Origin of the sequence: Paenibacillus sp. 1011MAR3C5, from assembly GCF_003591485.1 — a bacterium.
GTDB lineage: Bacteria > Bacillota > Bacilli > Paenibacillales > Paenibacillaceae > Pristimantibacillus.
In genome coordinates, this window is the sequence record NZ_QZCF01000008.1 from 78,962 (window position 1) to 97,706 (window position 18,745).

An 18,745-nucleotide genomic window follows, 5' to 3' on the forward strand; every position below is an offset into this window, starting at 1 on the left:
GCGGTTAACCTCTCAAAGCTCATATTCGGATTTTCTCGTCATCCTCAGGAACAAGACGACAGGAATTAGGATGATGACGAACAAGACCAGCGCCACTGCTGTTGAATAGCCTGTAAAGCTACCGTACAGCATTCGCATAATGTAGATGCTGAGCGACTCTGTCGCATAGCCCGGACCGCCGTCGGTAAGCGCCACGATAATCTCGAACACAGACAGGGAGCCGATAATATTGGTTACGACGTTGATTTTGATCGACGGATACAGCAGCGGCAGCGTGACATAACGCAGCGTCGTCCATCGGCCTGCCCCGTCTATGCGCGACGCTTCGTACAGCTCCGCGGGGATGCCCTGCAGCCCGGCAAGATAGACAATCATCGTCATGCCGACGTACTGCCACACATTCACAATAATGAGCACGATAAGCGCCGAGGTGCTTTCCCCCAGCCAGTTCACATCGAGGAAGCCGAGTCCAAGGCCGTTCAGCACATGGGCCAGGTAGCCCCGCTCCGGCTGCAGAATAAAGTACCAGATATAGCCCATAATGAGCGGACTGATGACCGCGGGCAAATAGACGATGGCGCGAACCAGGCCTCTGCCCGCCAGCTTCCGGTCCAGGAAGAGCGCATACGCCAGTCCGAACAGATTAAGCAGCGGAGCGCTGCCGAGCGCGAAGTATACCGTAATCAAGACGTCTCCGCGCGCCCGGTCATCCTTAAAGAAATCAATAAAGTTCTGAAGTCCTACAAAGTTCGGAGCGGTTATGCCGTTGGAATCGGTCAGGCTGATCCCGATGCCCTGCGTGAGCGGGTATAAGAAGAACAAACCGAAGAGCAAGATCGCCGGGACCGCCATGAAATGATGCAATTTGCTATGAATCTTGTGTAACATTACACGCATGGTTTCTCTCTCCTGCCTTTCCCTCCTGCTGCCCTAACGCCTACTTGTTGGTCGCGCCCCAAGCCTTGTTCCAAGCTTCCTTATACGCCGATGCAAAGTCGAGCGATGTCTTGTATTTGCCGGCTAACAGCTCCTGCACCATGCGGCCCGCATCGTCGCCGGAGAAGCCCGACGGCGTATCCGTGAAGGCGATGTTGACACCCGCTTCAAGCGCGGCTGCCGCCTGATCCTTAAGCGGACCCCAATCCGCGCTAACATCCGTGAAGGCAGGCGGCGACTTCAAGAACTCGCTGTACACCTTCAAATTGTCAGGCTGGAATAGAAACTCAAGGAATTTCTTAGCTTCCTCCGGATGCTTCGATTCCGCTGCAATCGCATAGACCGAATCCTCCGCTGACAACGTGACCGGCGATGTGCCGTCTACGATAGCCGGGAACGGAGCAAATCCGATATCGCCCGCTATGTCCGGCTTGAGCGTCAACAGGTCGCCCAGCACCCACATGCCTTGGCTGAACAGCGCCGCTTTGCCGGAGATGAACGCTTCCTTCTGGTTATCGTAAGTCGCGGTAATCGCATCCTTGTTAATCAATCCCGCTTCCTTCAGCTCCAGCAGCCTGCCGGCGAACGCCTCGATTCCGCCGCCCTGCGCATCGAACTGAAGCTTCGACTCATCGTTGTTGATAAACGCTGCGCGAGCCTCTCCCACACCGTACTTTTGCTTAATCACACCGTGAGCCATAAATTCGATTAAGTGTCCGAGCGTCCAGGAATCCTTGCCTGCGAGGAACATCGGCGTCATATCGGGACGTTTCTCTTTAATAGCCTGCAGGTTGCTCTTGAATTCCTCCCATGTGTGGGCTTCCTTTAGTCCAAGTTCTTCAAACACCTTCTTGTTATAGAAAATGCCCGCCATCGTCATGTTCGTCGCTACGCGGTACTGCTTGCCCGACTTGATATCGGTGTTAAGCTCTTTGATTGCGGGCAGCACGCGGGACCAGAACGGCTCGTTCGACAGATCCAGATACTTGCCCTGGTCGACGTAATCCTGCGCATAGACGGTCGTAATATCCGGGATGTCGCCGGAGGCGAACTTGACCTTGATCATATTGCTGGCATCCTTCTGATATTCCTGCTCCACTTTGATGTTGGGATTCTCAGCCTCGAACTTCGCGATCAATTCGTTCATAAGATCGACTGTTTCCACCTTGCCTGTAAAAAACTTCAGCGTCACCTTCTCCTGCGGCTTATCCGTTGCCGCCGGCTCCGAAGAAGAGCTCTGCGTCGGCTCCGCAGTTGAAGCGCTTCCATTGTTGCCATTCGTATTGCCTGAGCCGCATGCTGCGGCTAGCGCCAGAACGAGCATGATGCTGATGAGACTTAATAACCTTTTGCGGATCACTGTGTTTCCTCCCCCGAGGATGTATTTGTGCTACACGTCTAGCTTAAGGGCATTGGACCGGAGTTGGAATACCCGAAAATCATGATTGCGGTACGGTTTTTTCAGATCGTCTTTACAAGGCAAGGGGGGTGTCCGATACAATGAAGAAGAAGCAACGGAATCCTGCCGTACCTGTCGATTCATTCATGCACGCTGATTGCAGCCCTACAATTAGGATGAAGGAGGATTTCTATGAAGGCTGGTTCCCGAATGAAAAGCTACCGGGAATGGAGCATCAAGACGAAGCTGCTCGCCATGACCGGACTGCTGCTGCTCAGCTCCGTATTATTCGAGTCCTACCTCACCTACACGCGCTATACGCGCGACTTCCAGCAACAATCCTCTGAGAAGGTCCAGCAAATTCTGGATCAGGTCTCGCTCAATATTGATACGTATCTTGACGATCTGTACCGGCTGACGCTCTATCCGTACCGGAATGCCCGCATTATGCAAGCGCTTGAGGAGTCTCCTCCCGGTACAGAGCTGGCCCAGCTGGAGAAACGGCGGCTTGTGGAGTCGTTTTTGGATGAGATTATGATCTATCCGCGCGAGGATATTCTTCGCGTATCTGTTGTAACCGATGAGATTTACTCCAGCGCCCGCATGCCGACAAAAGTCATTCCCGATGAAGATATGGAAGCTTACGACTGGTATAAGAAAGCGCTGTCAACCCAGGAGTATATCTTTGTGCCGGACAGCGGCATCGAAGCCGGAACCATCGGCAACGTGCGGACATTCTCCGTCGTCAAGCAGCTTCGCAGCATCAGCAATACCCAAATCGTGCTGGGCGTTATTAAAGCGGATGCCAATTATAAAGGCATCATCGACATATTGGAGAGAGCGGAGATGGGCCGGGACGGCGGCTTGTACATTCTGGATGCCAGCCGGGAATTCATCTACGCCTCCGCCGAATCGCACAAGGATACCGCCTTGTCCGCGCTGTCGTCCACCGAATCGATCGCCAATGGCTATCTGCTCAATACTGCGCAAATTCCGCGCATCGGCTGGACGATTGTCGCTGTCGGCTCCGTCTCCGAGATGAACAAGGACGCCATTGGGACGCGCAATCGGGCATTGCTGTTCTCCATCGGGGGCGCATTCATTGCGCTCGTCGCCCTCATCCTGCTGATCCGGCATTTTCTGAAGCCGCTGCTCTCCATCGTCAAGCTGATGAAGGAGGTAGAGATGGGCCGGCTCGATGTGACCTTCCAGAGCGACCGGCGGGACGAGATGGGGTATCTCGGCTCCGCGTTCAACCGGCTGGTCGGGCGAATCGGCGGCATGCTGGAGGAGAATACCGCTCTCGTCAAAGAGGTGTACGAATCCAAGCTGCTCCAGCAGGAGGCGCAAATTAACGCGCTGTTCAACCAGATTAGGCCGCACTTCATCTTCAATACCTTGAACCTGATCAGCCTCTCGATGCAATCGGGGAAGCAGGAGAAGGCCATCGAGCATATCAACGCGCTCAGCAGCATACTGCGCGGGATGTCCCAATGGGACAAAGAGATGCCTTTGCAGAAAGAAGTGGAGTTGCTCCATGCTTACCTCGGCATCCAGAGCAGCCGCTACGAGGGCAGGCTCACCTATCGCATCGAAATCGAGCCTTCCCTGCTCCAACTGCGTGTGCCCGCACTGCTGCTGCAGCCCATTGTCGAGAATGCGGTCGTGCACGGCTGCGAGATGAAGAAGGAGCCGACGACGATTACCGTATCATCCCGTGCCGCTCCCGGACGACTGCTGCTGGAGGTTCGCGACAACGGCCCCGGCATGGATGAAGATACGCTCCGCCAGCTGCAGGGCAGGCTAGACAGGCTGGAGGATTCCAGCCCATCAAGACGCAATCGTACGGGAATCGGCTTAGTCAATGTGAACAAAAGAATCAAGGCCAAATACGGACAGGAATACGGCTTGACGGTCTCCAGCATTCCGAATGAGGGAACCGTTGTTGTATTGGCTATTCCTTATTCGGTCACCCTTTAGAACAACCCTATTAATGCGGCAAAGGAGTCTGGACATGTACAAATTGCTTATCGTAGACGACGAGCCCATGACAAGAGAATATATGAAAGCCCAAGTCAACTCGCTTCATCGTGAATGGATATGCGCCGGCGAGGCTGGCGACGGCCGGGAAGCGCTGGAGCTGCTCGAACAGGGAGAGGACTATGATCTGATTGTCACCGACATCAAGATGCCGATCATGACCGGGCTGGAGCTCGCACGGGAGCTAGCGGGGCGAGGCTCTCGCCCGAGGATGGTAATCTTGTCTGGCTATGACGAATTCGCATTAGCCAAGGAAGCGATGCAATACGGTGTTCACGACTATATGCTGAAGCCTATCGTGAATGAGGAGCTGGTCTCCGTCCTGGATAAAATGGCGAAGGAACTGGCAGCGGAACGGGCTGAGCAAGCTGCTCTTCAATCCCTGCTTGTCTTGTCGGAGCAATCTCGCGGGCAAATTGCGCGCAACTTCCTCCACGCGTTAATCTCCGATAACAACATGGAGATCAAGCTGCTGTACCCTCTCCTTCACCGCCTGAAAATCAGCCTGATTGAGGCCGAAGGGGCCATCATGCTTGTGGATCTGGATGAGGGGCAGCTGCTGGAGCGGGACATCTCCCCTACCGATCTGGTCCTGTTCCGTTACATCGTCCATCAAACCTGCGCAGAACTGGCTGCCTCAGACAGCCCCAGCATCGTGCTGTTCAGTGACAACGAGCAGCGAACCGCGCTGCTCGTGCCAGGCGAAGACGCAGCAAATGTCCGGCAGCGCTGCGCCGCCATATTCGGGAAGCTGTCCGCCGCTGTGCAGGAGATGACCGGCCTGCAGCTGTGGGGATCCGTCGGCTCCTCCGAGATGGAGGTGCTTCAGCTCGGACAGTCCTACCGGTTAGCTAGAGAGGCGCTCTGGCGCAAGCTGATTGCCGGCGAAGACGCGCTGCTTGCAACCGAGGACGGCGCCCCGGACGCGTCTGACGAGCAGACGGGGAATCAAGCCGAGCAGACCGTTGCCGCTGTCCATCGCGCTATGCTGGAGGGCCGCTATGCCCAACTCTATGCTTCACTGCTTTCGCTTGCGGAAGCAGCGGGCACTGCCGACCGGCGCAGCGTCCTTCGGACTGGCGCCTGCTTGCTGCAAGTGCTGGCCGAGACGATGCCGAAGGAGAAGCGCCAGCATCAGACGGCTGCGGCTTTGCTGCTCCTGAGAGATACAGCCTTGACCCAAGAGCTCTATCGTCCCGAGGAAGCAGCAAAGCTCTACGAGCGAATGATAGAATCGCTCTATAACACGCCTCAGAAAGAGTCTGCTGTGCAGGAGACGGACGGCAGCGAGCATGAGATTGTCAAGAGAGCGAAGGAATATATTCTCGCGCATTATGCGGAGCCGCTCAGTCTGGCATTAATCGCCGAGAAGCTCGGCGTATCGCCCGGCTACCTGAGCAGTTTGTTCCATCAGAACACGCTGGAGCCCTATATCAAATTTCTGACTCGAATCCGCATGGAACGAGCAGCCCAGCTTCTTCAGATGAGGCCTGCCGAGAAAGTATACGATGTCGCCGAGAAGGTCGGCTATTTGAGCGTCAAGCACTTCTCCTATGTGTTCAAGCAGCACTTCGGCATTCCCCCTGGTGAATATCAGGAGAGAGCCGTACGTTAGGTTAGGTTAGGATAGGCTAGACTTAGAGCTTCCGAACGGAGTAACGACTTTACGGGGTTTACCTCTGCATCGCTAATCCTTGCATATAGTCGATCACTGCTCGAAATAGCGGTGTAGGGCAACGCTAAATGCTCGAAATCATCGCACACGGTGAATTAGTTGTGCCACACACCACTAATCGCCTCAATAGTGCTGAAACTCGTAAATAGCGGTGCTGTGCAACGCTAAATGCACCGATTCGCCATAGAGGATGAATTAGTCGTGCCACACACCACTAATCGCCTCAAAAGTGCTGAAACTCGTAAATAGCGGTGCTGTGCAACGCTAAATGCACCGATTCGCCATAGAGGATGAATTAGTCGTGCCACACACCACTAATCGCATCGAAACTGCTGGCACTCGAAAATAGTGGTGCTGTGCAACGCTAAATGCTCAGAATCGTCACAAACGATGAAATAGACGTGCAACTCACCACTAAGAATGCTAAGAGGGCAGCTCCAGATCGCCAACGACCTGGAGCTGCCCTCTTTATGGTCCACTACTGAACAGACGACGTTTCGTCAATGGAGCTCCCCCGCTAATTAAGCTGAGCTGCATCTGTTAAAACCGCCTTCTATGGCTTCCGCCGATCCTTGAAGAACAAGTAACGGAATCGGCTCTCCCTACTGCTTCGTCACACGCACATCGTCGATGTGAAGGACGGTGCCGCCAGGGGAATCCACGTAGAAGCCTACGTCAATCTGACCGTTTGTAACATTGATATTGCTGATTTTAATATAGGCCCACTCCCCGTTGTTCGGGATGTCCTGCGTGAGCATCGACCCGCCGTATCCGGCAATCTCCGCTCTTGCGGTTGTCGGGCTCGCATATTGCAGGCGAACCCTGGCCTCAAACTCATACAGGCTGTTGTTCACCGGCACGTTGATGACTTGATGAATACTCTGCTTGTACGCGCCCGCCGAATAGAAGAACGCCCGCTTGTCCTCCGTCCAGGCTGAAGCCGGCGGATTCGAGCCGGAGCCGCTGTCTATGCCGTAGGCAACCTCCTGCCCTGTCGGATGCCATTCCGTCCAATTGCCGGCGTAAGCCGTCTCTCGCTCGAAGCCGGGATTATCGAGCAAATTCCGTTCGGACTCAACCGTTCCGATAGCAGCTGCCGAGACGAGCAGCCGGTCCAGGTTCACATTGCCGCTGTCAGAGGCATCGTAACGATACGCAATGGTATTCGTTCCGGCATTCAGAGCCAGCGACTGGACAGCATCCTGCCATACATCCCAGCTGCTGCCGGGGCTAGGCAGCGACGCTTGAGCGACATCCGTTCCATTGACATATGTGCTAAGCGTCTTGGCGCTGCCCGTACCGTTCGCATATCTCAGCGCAACCTGGTAGTTGCCTGCAGCCGGGACGTCAATCGTAAACTTCACCCCTGCCCCAACCGTCGTGATGTCGTCCACGAACGCCTCGCCTGTGTAGAAGAGGTGGTTTTTGTTCGTCGCTGCGCCTCCGGATAGCTCGGCGCTCTCGGCCTCGTATTTCCCTACAGCCGGATAGAACGGCACCGTAATGTAATCCAGATTGACGCTGCCTGTATCTCCCGCGTCGCTGTCGTATTTGAATGTAATAGCGTTTCGTCCGGCAGCAAGCGGGATCGTCTCGCCCACTGTCGACCAAGTGCTCCAGTTCGCAAGTGACGGAAGGCTTGCCGCTTTGATGCGCTTGCCGTTCACATAGATGCTCAGCGTCTTCGTCGAGCCTGTCGCGTTCGCATAGCGGATATCTACACTATAATCTCCACCCGCCTTCACATCGGCGTAAAACGTCGCGCCAGCGCCCGCTTGATCCAGCCCGTCCACAAAGCCTGTGCCGGAGTATCCGGCATGATTGTTGTTCGCCTTTGCCTTGGTCGCGGTCGAATCGCCCGAAAGCGAGCCGTTCTCCGCTTCCAGCTTCACGCCGGTCGCCGCAACAGACGCGCTGCCGCTGACGACAAGGTTTTTGGCGGAGGTACTGACAGCCGCTACTTTCACGTACGTAACGTTGCCATAGATATCTTTGCCTGTCGCCCAGCCCTCTCCGGCCGCTGCCTGAAGCGCGCCCAGATCGGCATATGGCGTCAGAGCCGCTCCGTTGCTTGTTACGCCTGTGCCAGCTTTGCCGTGAATTTTCACCATGTAAGATTGCACTTCAGGGGTATAAGTGCCGGATTTCGCCGAAAGCTGGAAGCTGACACCGCCTGCCCCATTGTCCTGTGCGGTCATCGTCTGCTGGAAGTGCGTTCCGCTCTCGTAATCATAAGTGGAGCCGTCATCGTCATAATAGGTGAAGCTGGTTGCCGCGCTGTCTGCGAACACATCGACATCCACCTCCGTTACCGGGCTTTGGCCGATATAGTCTTGCGGCTTCTGGGATGGAATGATTGCCCCTTTCTTCACGAATAGCGGAATATCCGACCAGGTCTCCGCGTTGACCGGATACTTGATCGTCTGTCCCCCCGTATAAGCTGTGCCTCGGAAATAATCGATCCATGTGCCGGCCGGCAAATAAATGTCTTTGACCGTCTGATTCTGATCGACGACCGGAGCCGCCAGCAAATAGTCGCCAAACATCCAGGCTTGCGTATAATTACTGACCGCCGGGTCATTCGGATAATCGAACAGCAGCGGTCTGACCAGGCCAAGCCCTGTGTCGAGCGCGCTTCTCTCATAAGCGTACATATAAGGAACAAGCGAGTATCTAAGCTGAATCGCACCCTTCGCCGCTTCCTCCGCCGTATTGCCGTAGTACCACGGCTGGCGCTGGTGGTTCAAATTGCCATGAACCCGGAAGACCGGCGTCAAAGCGGAGAATTGCAGCCATCTCGCGTACAGCTCGGGACTCGGATTGCTGTCGGACGGATTGAAGCCGCCTGCGTCCATGCCCCACTTCGGCTGCCCGTTATTAATCGACGAGAGCATCACTGTGCGCTGCTCCTGCATGCCGGATGCCCAATCCACCTTGTCTCCCTTATGGAATTGCGCCCCGATATCGCCGGACCACAGCGTCGTGGCATAGCGCTGGGCGCCCGGATAGAACGTTCGCGCTGTCTGCCAGACCCGCTGGTCCGTATAGGCGCGCTGCCCTTCGTACATCGCCTGCGACAGATGCGTCGTAGAGAAGTTGCCGAACCACCACTGAGCGGCGCCGGAGGACACCTTGTCCGTCTCGTCGTTCCACCAGCCCACAATGCCCTTGTTATAGGCGTCTACAGATTGGTCCCAGTACCAGGACCTCAACCCGGCATTATAAGGATCAATGCTACGAACCAATACGGGGATAAAATAATCCGCATATTCACTGTGGCCTGGATACCAGTACCCTCCAGCCTCAGCATCATTGTATTGAGTCGTCCGGTTGCCGCCTGCGTCGCGCGTTACAATTCTCGGCTTCGTAATGCCGATCATCTTGATCCCTTTGGCATCCATATCATCCTTCAGAGCCGTTGAGCTGGAATCCGGGAAATTGGACGTATTCCATGTGAATTCGCCATAGTTCGTCTCCCCATACTTCTTCCAGTCATAGTCAAGACCGTATGCATCGAGCGGAATATTTTTCGCCCTGTAGGTGTCGACCATGTCCGTCATCTCCGTCTGGTTCGTTCCCCATTCGAAGTTCATGAAGCCCAGCGACCACTTCGGAAGCATCGGAGACTTGCCGGTAATTTCCGTGAAGCCGGACATAATTTCCTTCGGACTGCCGACGATAGCATAATACTCTACATCGGACTTCGTATAACGCCTGCCCTCTTCCGGCGTTCCGCCGTAATAGAATTCCAGCTTGCCGGTCGTATCCGTATAGGGATAGCCGCCGTCGCTGTCGACAAGTATGCCGTAGCCTGCCGTCGACCATATGAACGGACCGCCCGAATCGCCTTGATGGCCGGCATGCGCAGGGTGGTTGCTGCTGTTGCGCAGCAAATCCGGAGCCTCCTCGTTCGCATTGTAGCTTCGAATGCCATAGATGTTATGTCCAGCCGCATGCTGGAAGCGGACGCCGTCATAGAAGACGCCTCCCGCCGCCGGCTCCCATAGAAGCGTGGTGCCATCCGCCTTCTTGATGGTTACGCGAGCGGGCGTTTTGGCAATCTCTACTCTCACCTTGGAAGTCGTGATGGTAATCGGATCGCCTGTCGTGTCGATCGCCGCCCCGACTGCTCCCCATGTTTTGTTCGGGTCAATCATGGGCGTATCATCGCTTGGCGATATGTTGTTGGGACGATAAGAAACCTTCACAATATCCTCTTGCAGCACATCGAAGATGAGAATGTCGTCATTAGACTCTGCGCCGTTGTCTATCGTCAGCGTCAAGGAGTCGCCGGATGCGACTGCCCCTGTGACATTGCCAAGAGCACCGACATAGGCGAGCGCAGGCGTTGCGAACGTGAACAGGAACGTAGTACAAAATAATGCAACGGCAAGCAAGGTAACCAGGCTTTTTCTTATCCGTGCCTGTACGGCATACGGCATGATCATCATATCCCCCTGCCTTTCATGAAATGGTTATGAAAGTTGGAGCGGATGCCATGAATACAGCGCCGCTCCACCTGCTCTGCGGTTACTGCACCTCAATTTGGAAGTCTGTTCCTTCCCACCGGTCAACGCTTGGCTCCAGAACACCGTTGCCGTTATCATCCCATAGGAAGGTGAAGTCGACGGCTGTGCCGGCTGAAAACGGACCGACGGAAATCTCATGGGTAGCCCCCGCTTGGCCCGATCCATTCGGCATCATCTGGAAGTCGCCGACATTGTTCCAATTATCGACGCCCTGGTGCACCCAGCCTGAGGCGCCTGTCCGGAACGTGATTCTGTAACCCGCAGGAACCGTCGCGATTTGCCGGTCAAACTGCCAGACATACGTCTTGTCCAGATCAAGGTGATCCAGATTAATTGCGCCTGTGTTGGCGGCGTTCTTCCAGATCGTAATGGTATGAACACCTTTTTTCAGCGGCACGGTCAGCTCAGCATAGGACCAGGAGGCCCAGCCTCCCGTGGAAGGGAAAGCAATGGTGCCGGCATAATTGCCGTCTACGAATATATCCCGCGTCGCATTGGAGCCGCCGTTGGAATAGCGGAACCGCAGCACTTGATCGTCATCCTGGGCAGCGGATACGGTAAAGGTCACACCGTCATTATCGGAAAAATTATCGACGAAGCCGTCTCCCGTATAACCCGCATGGTTCGTATTGACTCCTACGCCTACTTTCACCGCATGCTCCGCCTCATAGATGTCGTCGACAGGGGCCGTGAAGCTGCGCTTCATGTAGATCATGTCCCAATATTGGAGCGACGGTATGGTGAAGGAAACATAGTTGCCCTTGCTGTCCGTCCCTGTCGTGTAGCTTAGCGACTGAGTAGCGCCCAGCGCGATGTCCGGCGACGCCAGATATACGCCCGATACCGATTCTTGACTGCCGAGATATACCTTAGTCTGCAAATTGGTCAGGGTTGTCGGAGCTTGATCGGAATTGCGCCAATCCGTGTCCGTGCTGTTCTTCAAATTCAGAAGATGCACGATATTGTAATCATCGCTTTGCTTCATGAAATGCCAGATCGTGCCCGGCGTACCATCGCCGGTTACCGGCTGTCCGGCAATCTCCACGAATTGGCTGCCGGAATCGGTATTGAACACATCCTTGTCGTAGAGCAGGTTCTCATAGGCGGTAATAAAATTGTACTGGTTCTTCGTCGCTTCCTTTAGACTGTTGCGCATTTGCTTGGCTCGGTTCGGGAAGTACGGATGGCCGAGCATCTGGTCACCCTCGCCCATCTCGATGCGTGAGGCGCCTGCGGCCGCAATCGCTGCGCCTGTCAGTCGTACGGAAGCCTCATCAAAGGTACCCAGCGTCAGGCTGTCCAAATTTATAAAGCCCGTATCTCCAGCTTCCTTCGCCAGCCGAACGGTATGCGCACCCGCCGTCAGCCACACCGTATGCGATGCATCAAACTTCCACGTATCCCAGCTGCTTTGATCGAGAAAGTTGCCAACCTGCTTGACGAAATTGCCATCCACATACAGGCTGCGCGTGTTGTTCGTTCCCGTATCGTTCGCATAACGGAATACAAGGCCGTACCAGCCTTCCTCCGGCACCGTGATGGAGAACTCGACATAATCGCCTGTATCTCCGAAGCCGTCTACAAATCCGCTTCCCGTGTATCCCGGATGGTTGTTATTCACGGACACGCCATTCAGGATGGCGGATTCCGCCTCATACCTGGTTCCGGTATTTTCCTCAAAGTTCATGTAGGCCGCCAGAACAACGGCCTTTTGTCCATTGTTGCGCTTAGCCTTGTCGATCAGCGCTTTCAAATCGATATAATCGCTTGCATGTCCCCAAATCTCGGTGTAAGTAAAATCATAATCGGCATTCTTGGTGACATCGTCGAATGCCCAGCCGTCAGCTGCGCCATCCACGTTGTTGAAGGTCAGCACCTTGTCCGACATGCCGTTGCTGTCGAGATTGCCTCGGAGATTGTTGATAAAGCCGGAGAAGCTGTTGTCCAGGTCTATTACATTGCCGTCGTAATCATACGGATCTGCCCGCTCTCCCATCTGGTCCAGATGAATGCCGTCGAAGCCGGCTGTTTCGATCATGTCCCGGTACTGTCCGTAGATATAATTCTGCCAGCCGAGGCTTGCAGGATTGAAGAGCCAAAGCCATGTGTCAGGGTTGTTGTCGTCGAAGTCGAAACCAAGCTGGTTCGCGTGCGCGGGGTCGGAGTACATCGCCCACTCAGGGCTTACTCCGGAGATGGATTGGTAGTTGTGAAGCGCGGCATACGTCATGGTGTAGGGCATCGCTGCCGCATTGTATTGGTGCATGGATGAGATGAGGTTCTGGATTGTCGGCCAATACATCGTATGCTTGCCGCTCCAATCCGTCCAGGATTGATCGATTACGCCATTCGTTCTCTTGATGTTGTTCTCATGTCGCCACATCCAGTCGTAGAGCTGGAAGGCATTCGTATGATAGTCTTCTATCGTTTGCTTCACACGCGCTTCCGTCACTGCCGGAGATTCGGACGGATACTCCGTGATGTAGCCGTACCGCGGGAACCTTGTCCAGTCGCTGGAAACGTCAATCGCTGTCGCGCCGGTGGAGGCTCCCGCAGCAACTTTCACAAAATATCCTTTGAAATCGGTGCTAGGTGTTGTCCAAGTAAAGGTTACGGTCGTTGAATTGCCGTTCGGCAGGGAAACAGGCGAGACATGGGTATACACTTGCGTCTCCAGATGATAGATTTCCAGATTGACATTGCCGCTGAATGAGCTCCCGGACTTATTGTCAAGCTCGACCTTGATGGTCGCCACGCTGCCAGGGTCATACCTGGCCTTGTCTGTGTACACCCGTTTGATGATTCCGTTTGCCGATGCGCTGACCGGCGGCGGGATCATGCCCGACATCACCAGCAGCAGAGCTGCCATAGCAAGTCCTATCACGTACCTGGCTCTTCTCACATCAACTTACTCCTCTCATGGATAGAATAGGATGCACCTACATTGTAAAGCTCCTAATCTATCAGAGGAAACACCGAAAAATTCATATGGGAGTACGCTTTTTATAGAAGCGGCCTTATTTGCCCTCCTCGTCCCCTGTTTTGCGGTCCGGCTGCTTGATCAGTGAATAGGCAATATAGCCGATCAGGCCAAGAAACAATCCGGTTCCTACAACAACGTAGAGCATCATGAACACCTTGCCCAGCATCGTCTGCGGCTCGAATGTCGGATGCCCCACCGTACTAAGCGTCAAGACGCAGACATATAGCGCATCCACGATGGACAGCCCTTCGTTGCTGACGAAAAACACGGTGCCCGATATTAGCATCACAACAACCAATATAAACAAGGCCTGAAAATTTTTTAGCTTGAATGCCCGCCATAGCGCGCTAAGCAGGCGCTTCACGGTTAAGAGGAATGATACCATCGCACAAACTCCTTCTCTCGAACATAGAACAATCAGATCTATAGAATAATCATGGATCGCAGCTTCGTCCAATGTATGCACAGCCAATTACTATTTAAACATTTCGCTACTGTACGTTGACCCACTCTCCCAACAAAGAACCGTCCCCTTAGCCCCCTGGTCTTCTGTGTCCAATCCGGGTTCCGCCCGCCGGAATAAGCTGTAGCATGCCGGATTCGAAAGGGGCGGGAGAATGGACGCATGGAGGGACGAATACGAACAACTGCTATTCCTGCAGGACCGGTCAATCGGCTTCAAAGCCATCGTCGCCATTCATAATACGAGGCTCGGCCCTGCGCTTGGCGGCTGCCGGATACGGCAATACGCCAACGACAAGGAAGCCGTCGAAGACGCGCTCAGGCTAGCCCGGAGCATGACCTACAAATCCGCGCTAGCTGGAGTTTCTTATGGAGGCGGCAAGGCCGTTATTTTGGACTCTCCGGATGCCGGTCCTCGCGAGGCGCTGTTTCGTACATTAGGAAAGCATATCCAGAAGCTGCAAGGGCAATACATTACCGGCATGGACCTGGGCTCAACCGTGGCAGACATGGATACGGTTCGGCAAGAGACAACCTTCGTCACGGACGTGAGCGGCTCGCTTGGAGCGGTCGGCGATCTGACCGCCAAGATGACCGCGTACGGGGTATTTCTCGGCATCCAGGCATCGCTGAAGCGTCTCTTCGGCTCCGAGTCGCTACAACATCGAAGTGTAGCCGTTCAAGGGTTAGGCAAGGTAGGCTATCACCTATGCCGTTATTTGAAGAATGCCGGAGCCAGGCTCACGGTAGCGGACATTGATGCCGGACGGGTTCGAATGGCCGCGAAGGAGTTGGGAGCATCCGTCTCCCGGCCCGACCAGATACTAGCTGTGCCATGCGATGTGCTCGCCCCCTGCGCGCTTGGCGGCGTGCTGGACGACGGGGCTATCGGCAGGCTGAATTGCCGAATTGTTGCGGGTGCCGCCAATAATCAGCTGGCGGAGGAACGCCATGGCGTCAAGCTGCAGAAGCGTGGTATTTTGTACGCCCCGGACTATGTCATTAATGCGGGCGGCATTATCGTGACTGCTTCCGAGCTTGGCGGAGGGGATGCGGCGGAGGCCAAGCGCAATGTGGAGACAATCTCCGGCACATTGTCCCGTGTATATGACCTGGCCGAGGCTCAGGCCATATCCACATCAGCCGCAGCAGACCGGCTAGCGGAACTGCTCTTCCGCGTATAATAGGCTTGCCAAGCATCTGCTCTGCTTCCCTCACCAGCCCTCTATGACATGCAAAAACCTCCCGTTCCGCATTCATTTGCAGACATGGAGGCTTATTATTGCTCTTTATTTTCAACGGCATGAACCTTTTCAATACTCGCATACTTCCTAAGCGTTGCCATCGGGATCGAAGAATGCAAACTAGGATGTCTCCTACCACTTCATTGCTCTATCAATGTCTATGGCCGGAATCAAGACGGTATCGATATGCTATATGCTGGAACATCTTCGTTATCCCTATTTTCCTTCTATACGCTCGCTAGACTTCTAGAGCTTCCGCCGCTTTCACAGCCAGCGCTAGTGCACCGCTAATCCCCGCCTTGTCGCCAAGACCAGGTTTTACAATGTAGCTCTCAATTTCTTGATCCAAAGCAGGATGATGAACATATCCCTTCAATAGCTCCTTTACTTGCATCCGAATGAGGGGGAACAGATGCGACTGATGCATGACGCCCCCTCCCAGAATCAGCTTCTCCGGAGACAGAATCAAGATATAGTTCACGAGCGCCTGAGCGATATAGTAGCTCTGAAAGCGCCACGCGGCATGATCCACGCCAAGCTCGGATGCCTTCACACCCCAACGCGCCTCAACGGCCGGTCCTGCGGCAAGCCCTTCCAGGCAATCCCCATGGAACGGACATTTCCCCTCGTATCGGTCTTCCGGATGGCGGCGTACGATAATATGCCCCATCTCCGGGTGCGTGAGGCCATGGACAAGCTTGCCCTCAGCGACAGCTCCCGCACCGATGCCAGTGCCAACTGTCATATAGAGGCAGCTTCGCAGCCCCTCAGCCGCTCCCCACAATAGCTCGCCCAGCGCCGCCGCATTGACGTCCGTATCGAAGCCGACAGGCACGTTGAGCACGCGCTTCACATAGCCCACAATGTCGTAGCCACTCCAATATGGCTTCGGCGTGCTCGTCACGGAGCCGTATGTGGGACTGTCAACGTTCACGTCGACGGGACCGAATGTCCCGATTCCGATCGCTTCAACCCCTTTGTCTGCGAAATAAGCCATCGCCTTGCTCATCGTTTCTTCCGGCGTAGTCGTCGGAATGGTCACTGTCTCCTGTATCGTGCCATCCTCCGTGCCGATGCCGCATACAAATTTCGTTCCTCCGCCTTCTATTGCTCCATATATCTTCATACCTGCATTCCCCGCATTCTTTTAGCCAGTATTTCTATTAACGTATCAGCAAGTTTGGCAGATTTCAAGCATAGGGCATAAAGCATCATAACTGATTCGATGAAGCCTATTATTCTTTCATAATTTTAGGAGTGATGTTCATCTCCATTAAAGAACGCTTTTGTTATTTACGATTCATTCATATTAACTTTACGCCAAATCCTTATTATTGCATATACTCCGTATAGCATCATTAACAACCCGAGTATATCTAGTACACGTTTAACTATAAGACCAATATCAATACTAGAAAAATACAAGTAACTTAATTGAGGAGTATGAAGAAGCATAAAGCCCATAATAAAAATAGCTACTACAATAAAGTACTTATTCAAAATTATCACACCTCTAACAGCTATTTTTTTTGATCAATACTGTGAAGCTCCTCATCAGTCTGCAAGTACGACTATATTAGTCGTACTTATTTCATTACTCTTGTATAAACGTAGCCAACAATAGTTTTGACTTATACTATAGGATGACTAGTGAAGGAACTTTGTTGCACTAAGTCTAAATATTTTTTATAAAACTTTGAGTTACCAATTATGGTATTAGGCACATCATATGAATTTTGAAAAATACTGCTAGCAGTTGTATTGTAGGGATGCCGTAATACATATAGATTTTAAAGTTTTATATTCTCACTGTGCAGAGAAAGCTTTGAATAACTTCGAGAAAATGGTTATGGTTATATAAAACCGTTATCTCCTTCCCTTAATCGTTTATAGTAAAAGTGCCTTTCAATCTTCTGGCGGGGGTGCGTAATTCATGAAAAAGCTGCGCTTTTGGGTCACTTATGCTCTATTGTTTCTTGCCATAGGCGGAATGGGCGTTCTAATCTATCAATTTTATGACAATTATTCTCCCGCATACTCTTATCAACTGGACGAATCCATTACCCTGCAAGACCTGAGCAACCTCAGCCAGGTTACCATCGGTTATTCCGAAAAGCCGACCGTGCTTCTGTTCTTCACTTCCTGGTGCCCTTACTGCAACGAAGACGCTCCGAAAATCGTCGAACTGCACGATAAATACAAGGAATTCATTAACGTTTATGGCATTAATGTCATTCAGCGGGACGAATTCTCCGAGGTCGTCGACTATGTTGAGAAGTATAGCATCGACTATCCGGTGCTGCTGGATCAATCGAATCAGCTCTATACGAATTACGGCAGCCACGGCTTCCCCTCGATGTTTTTCATTACGCCGAAGGGCGAAACCATCGATGCTATCGTCGGATCGGCTGACATCTCCTATATTGAGCAATCTTTCCTTAAGCTCATCCATTAACTGAACGACTACAGAATAAAAAGAAGCCTTCCGTCTGCTTCACGCAGGCTCGGAGGCTTCTTCCCATAAGTACGGCTATATATCGTTATGATTGGCTCACCAAAAACGCTTCAATCTCCGCTTTGTCCGGGATCGAGGATTGCGCGCCAGGCCGGGTGACTGCGATAGCGGCAGCGGCAGCGGCGAAGCGCAGCGCTTCCTCCTTTGCGAGGCCGTCCGCGCACGCCGCCGCATAAGCGCCGATGAACGTGTCACCCGCAGCGGTCGTATCGACCGGCTTCACGCGGAACGCCGGCACGGCTGCGCGAGCGCCCGCAGCGCTGGCGAAGAAGCAGCCCTGCTCGCCCAGCGTCACGATGATGCTGGCAGCGCCTTTGGCCAGCGCCCATGCTGCCGCCGCTTCAGCGGTAGCAGTATCGCTCACCTTCACACCAGTAATGACAGCCGCTTCCGTCTCGTTCACGATCAGCGTGTCGAGCAGCGGGAACAAGTCATCCGGCAGCTCTCTTGCCGGCGCGGGATTCAGGAAGACGCGCACGCCTTGCGCGTTCGCGCTGCGAATCGCAGCGACGGTCGTCTCCCACGGAATCTCATTCTGCAGCAGAGCCGCATAAGTGCCTTCCCATTGTACCAGCGAGGCGATATCCTCTTCGCTCACCTTCCCATTAGCGCCAGCGGACAAAATGATGTTGTTCTCGCCTTCCTCATTCACGGTAATAAGCGCAATGCCCGACGTCCCTTCCTTGCGCAGGACGGATTCTGTCTGCACGCCCTTCTCTGTAAGGGAATCGACGAGCGTATCTCCGAACGGGTCAAGCCCTACGGCGCCGGCCATGGCGCACGCCGCGCCCGCTCTGGCGGCAGCGACAGCCTGGTTGGCCCCTTTGCCGCCCGGTACAAACTTCGTGCAGCTGCTGTGAATGGTCTCCCCAGGCAGCGGAAATTGCTTCACGTTGCTAACGACATCCATATTGACGCTTCCGATAACAAGCAGCTTCTGCAACGTTGCAACGCTCCTTTCT

11 protein-coding genes are annotated in these 18,745 nt (G+C 53.9%); 4 read left to right on the plus strand and 7 right to left on the minus strand.

The window, feature by feature from the left end; translation table 11 throughout:
- Positions 1-12: 12 nt before the first annotated feature.
- On the minus strand, positions 13-897 hold the full coding sequence (locus D3P07_RS21450) for a carbohydrate ABC transporter permease (RefSeq protein WP_119802314.1): 885 nt from the start codon (positions 895-897) through the stop codon (positions 13-15).
- Between the two features lie 40 nt (positions 898-937).
- Entirely contained in the window at positions 938-2,296 is a 1,359-nt protein-coding gene (locus D3P07_RS21455; protein WP_119802315.1) for an ABC transporter substrate-binding protein, read from the minus strand.
- Positions 2,297-2,527: 231 nt separating this feature from the next.
- On the opposite strand from D3P07_RS21455, the gene D3P07_RS21460 reads away from it, so the two are divergent.
- Complete coding sequence (locus tag D3P07_RS21460; RefSeq protein ID WP_119802316.1) at positions 2,528-4,315, plus strand: sensor histidine kinase; 1,788 nt, start codon at positions 2,528-2,530, stop codon at positions 4,313-4,315.
- 34 nt (positions 4,316-4,349) lie between these two features.
- Complete coding sequence (locus tag D3P07_RS21465; RefSeq protein WP_182914448.1) at positions 4,350-5,990, plus strand: response regulator transcription factor; 1,641 nt, start codon at positions 4,350-4,352, stop codon at positions 5,988-5,990.
- Between the two features lie 662 nt (positions 5,991-6,652).
- Here the strand turns inward: D3P07_RS21465 and D3P07_RS21470 are convergent.
- The 3 genes from D3P07_RS21470 to D3P07_RS21480 all read right to left on the minus strand — a co-directional run bounded on the left by D3P07_RS21470 (position 6,653) and on the right by D3P07_RS21480 (position 13,947).
- Positions 6,653-10,501: a TIM-barrel domain-containing protein gene (locus tag D3P07_RS21470; protein ID WP_259391636.1), complete on the minus strand. Its 3,849-nt coding sequence runs from the start codon at positions 10,499-10,501 to the stop codon at positions 6,653-6,655.
- A gap of 79 nt (positions 10,502-10,580) precedes the next feature.
- Positions 10,581-13,481: a glycoside hydrolase family 66 protein gene (locus D3P07_RS21475; RefSeq protein ID WP_119802319.1), complete on the minus strand. Its 2,901-nt coding sequence runs from the start codon at positions 13,479-13,481 to the stop codon at positions 10,581-10,583.
- Between the two features lie 115 nt (positions 13,482-13,596).
- Positions 13,597-13,947, minus strand: coding sequence for a potassium channel family protein (locus tag D3P07_RS21480; protein ID WP_119802320.1), 351 nt, complete (start codon positions 13,945-13,947; stop codon positions 13,597-13,599).
- Between the two features lie 232 nt (positions 13,948-14,179).
- Here D3P07_RS21480 and D3P07_RS21485 point away from each other — a divergent pair, with 232 nt between their 5' ends.
- Positions 14,180-15,208, plus strand: a complete 1,029-nt coding sequence (locus D3P07_RS21485) for a Leu/Phe/Val dehydrogenase (RefSeq protein ID WP_119802321.1) — start codon at positions 14,180-14,182, stop codon at positions 15,206-15,208.
- Positions 15,209-15,506: 298 nt separating this feature from the next.
- On the opposite strand, the gene D3P07_RS21490 is transcribed toward D3P07_RS21485, so the two are convergent.
- Positions 15,507-16,394, minus strand: a complete 888-nt coding sequence (locus tag D3P07_RS21490) for an ROK family protein (RefSeq protein ID WP_119802322.1) — start codon at positions 16,392-16,394, stop codon at positions 15,507-15,509.
- A gap of 807 nt (positions 16,395-17,201) precedes the next feature.
- Here D3P07_RS21490 and D3P07_RS21500 point away from each other — a divergent pair.
- Positions 17,202-17,723, plus strand: coding sequence for a TlpA family protein disulfide reductase (locus D3P07_RS21500; protein ID WP_119802324.1), 522 nt, complete (start codon positions 17,202-17,204; stop codon positions 17,721-17,723).
- Between the two features lie 85 nt (positions 17,724-17,808).
- Here D3P07_RS21500 and rbsK read toward each other — a convergent pair whose 3' ends face one another.
- Complete coding sequence (gene rbsK / locus D3P07_RS21505; RefSeq protein ID WP_119802325.1) at positions 17,809-18,726, minus strand: ribokinase; 918 nt, start codon at positions 18,724-18,726, stop codon at positions 17,809-17,811.
- Positions 18,727-18,745: the final 19 nt, after the last annotated feature.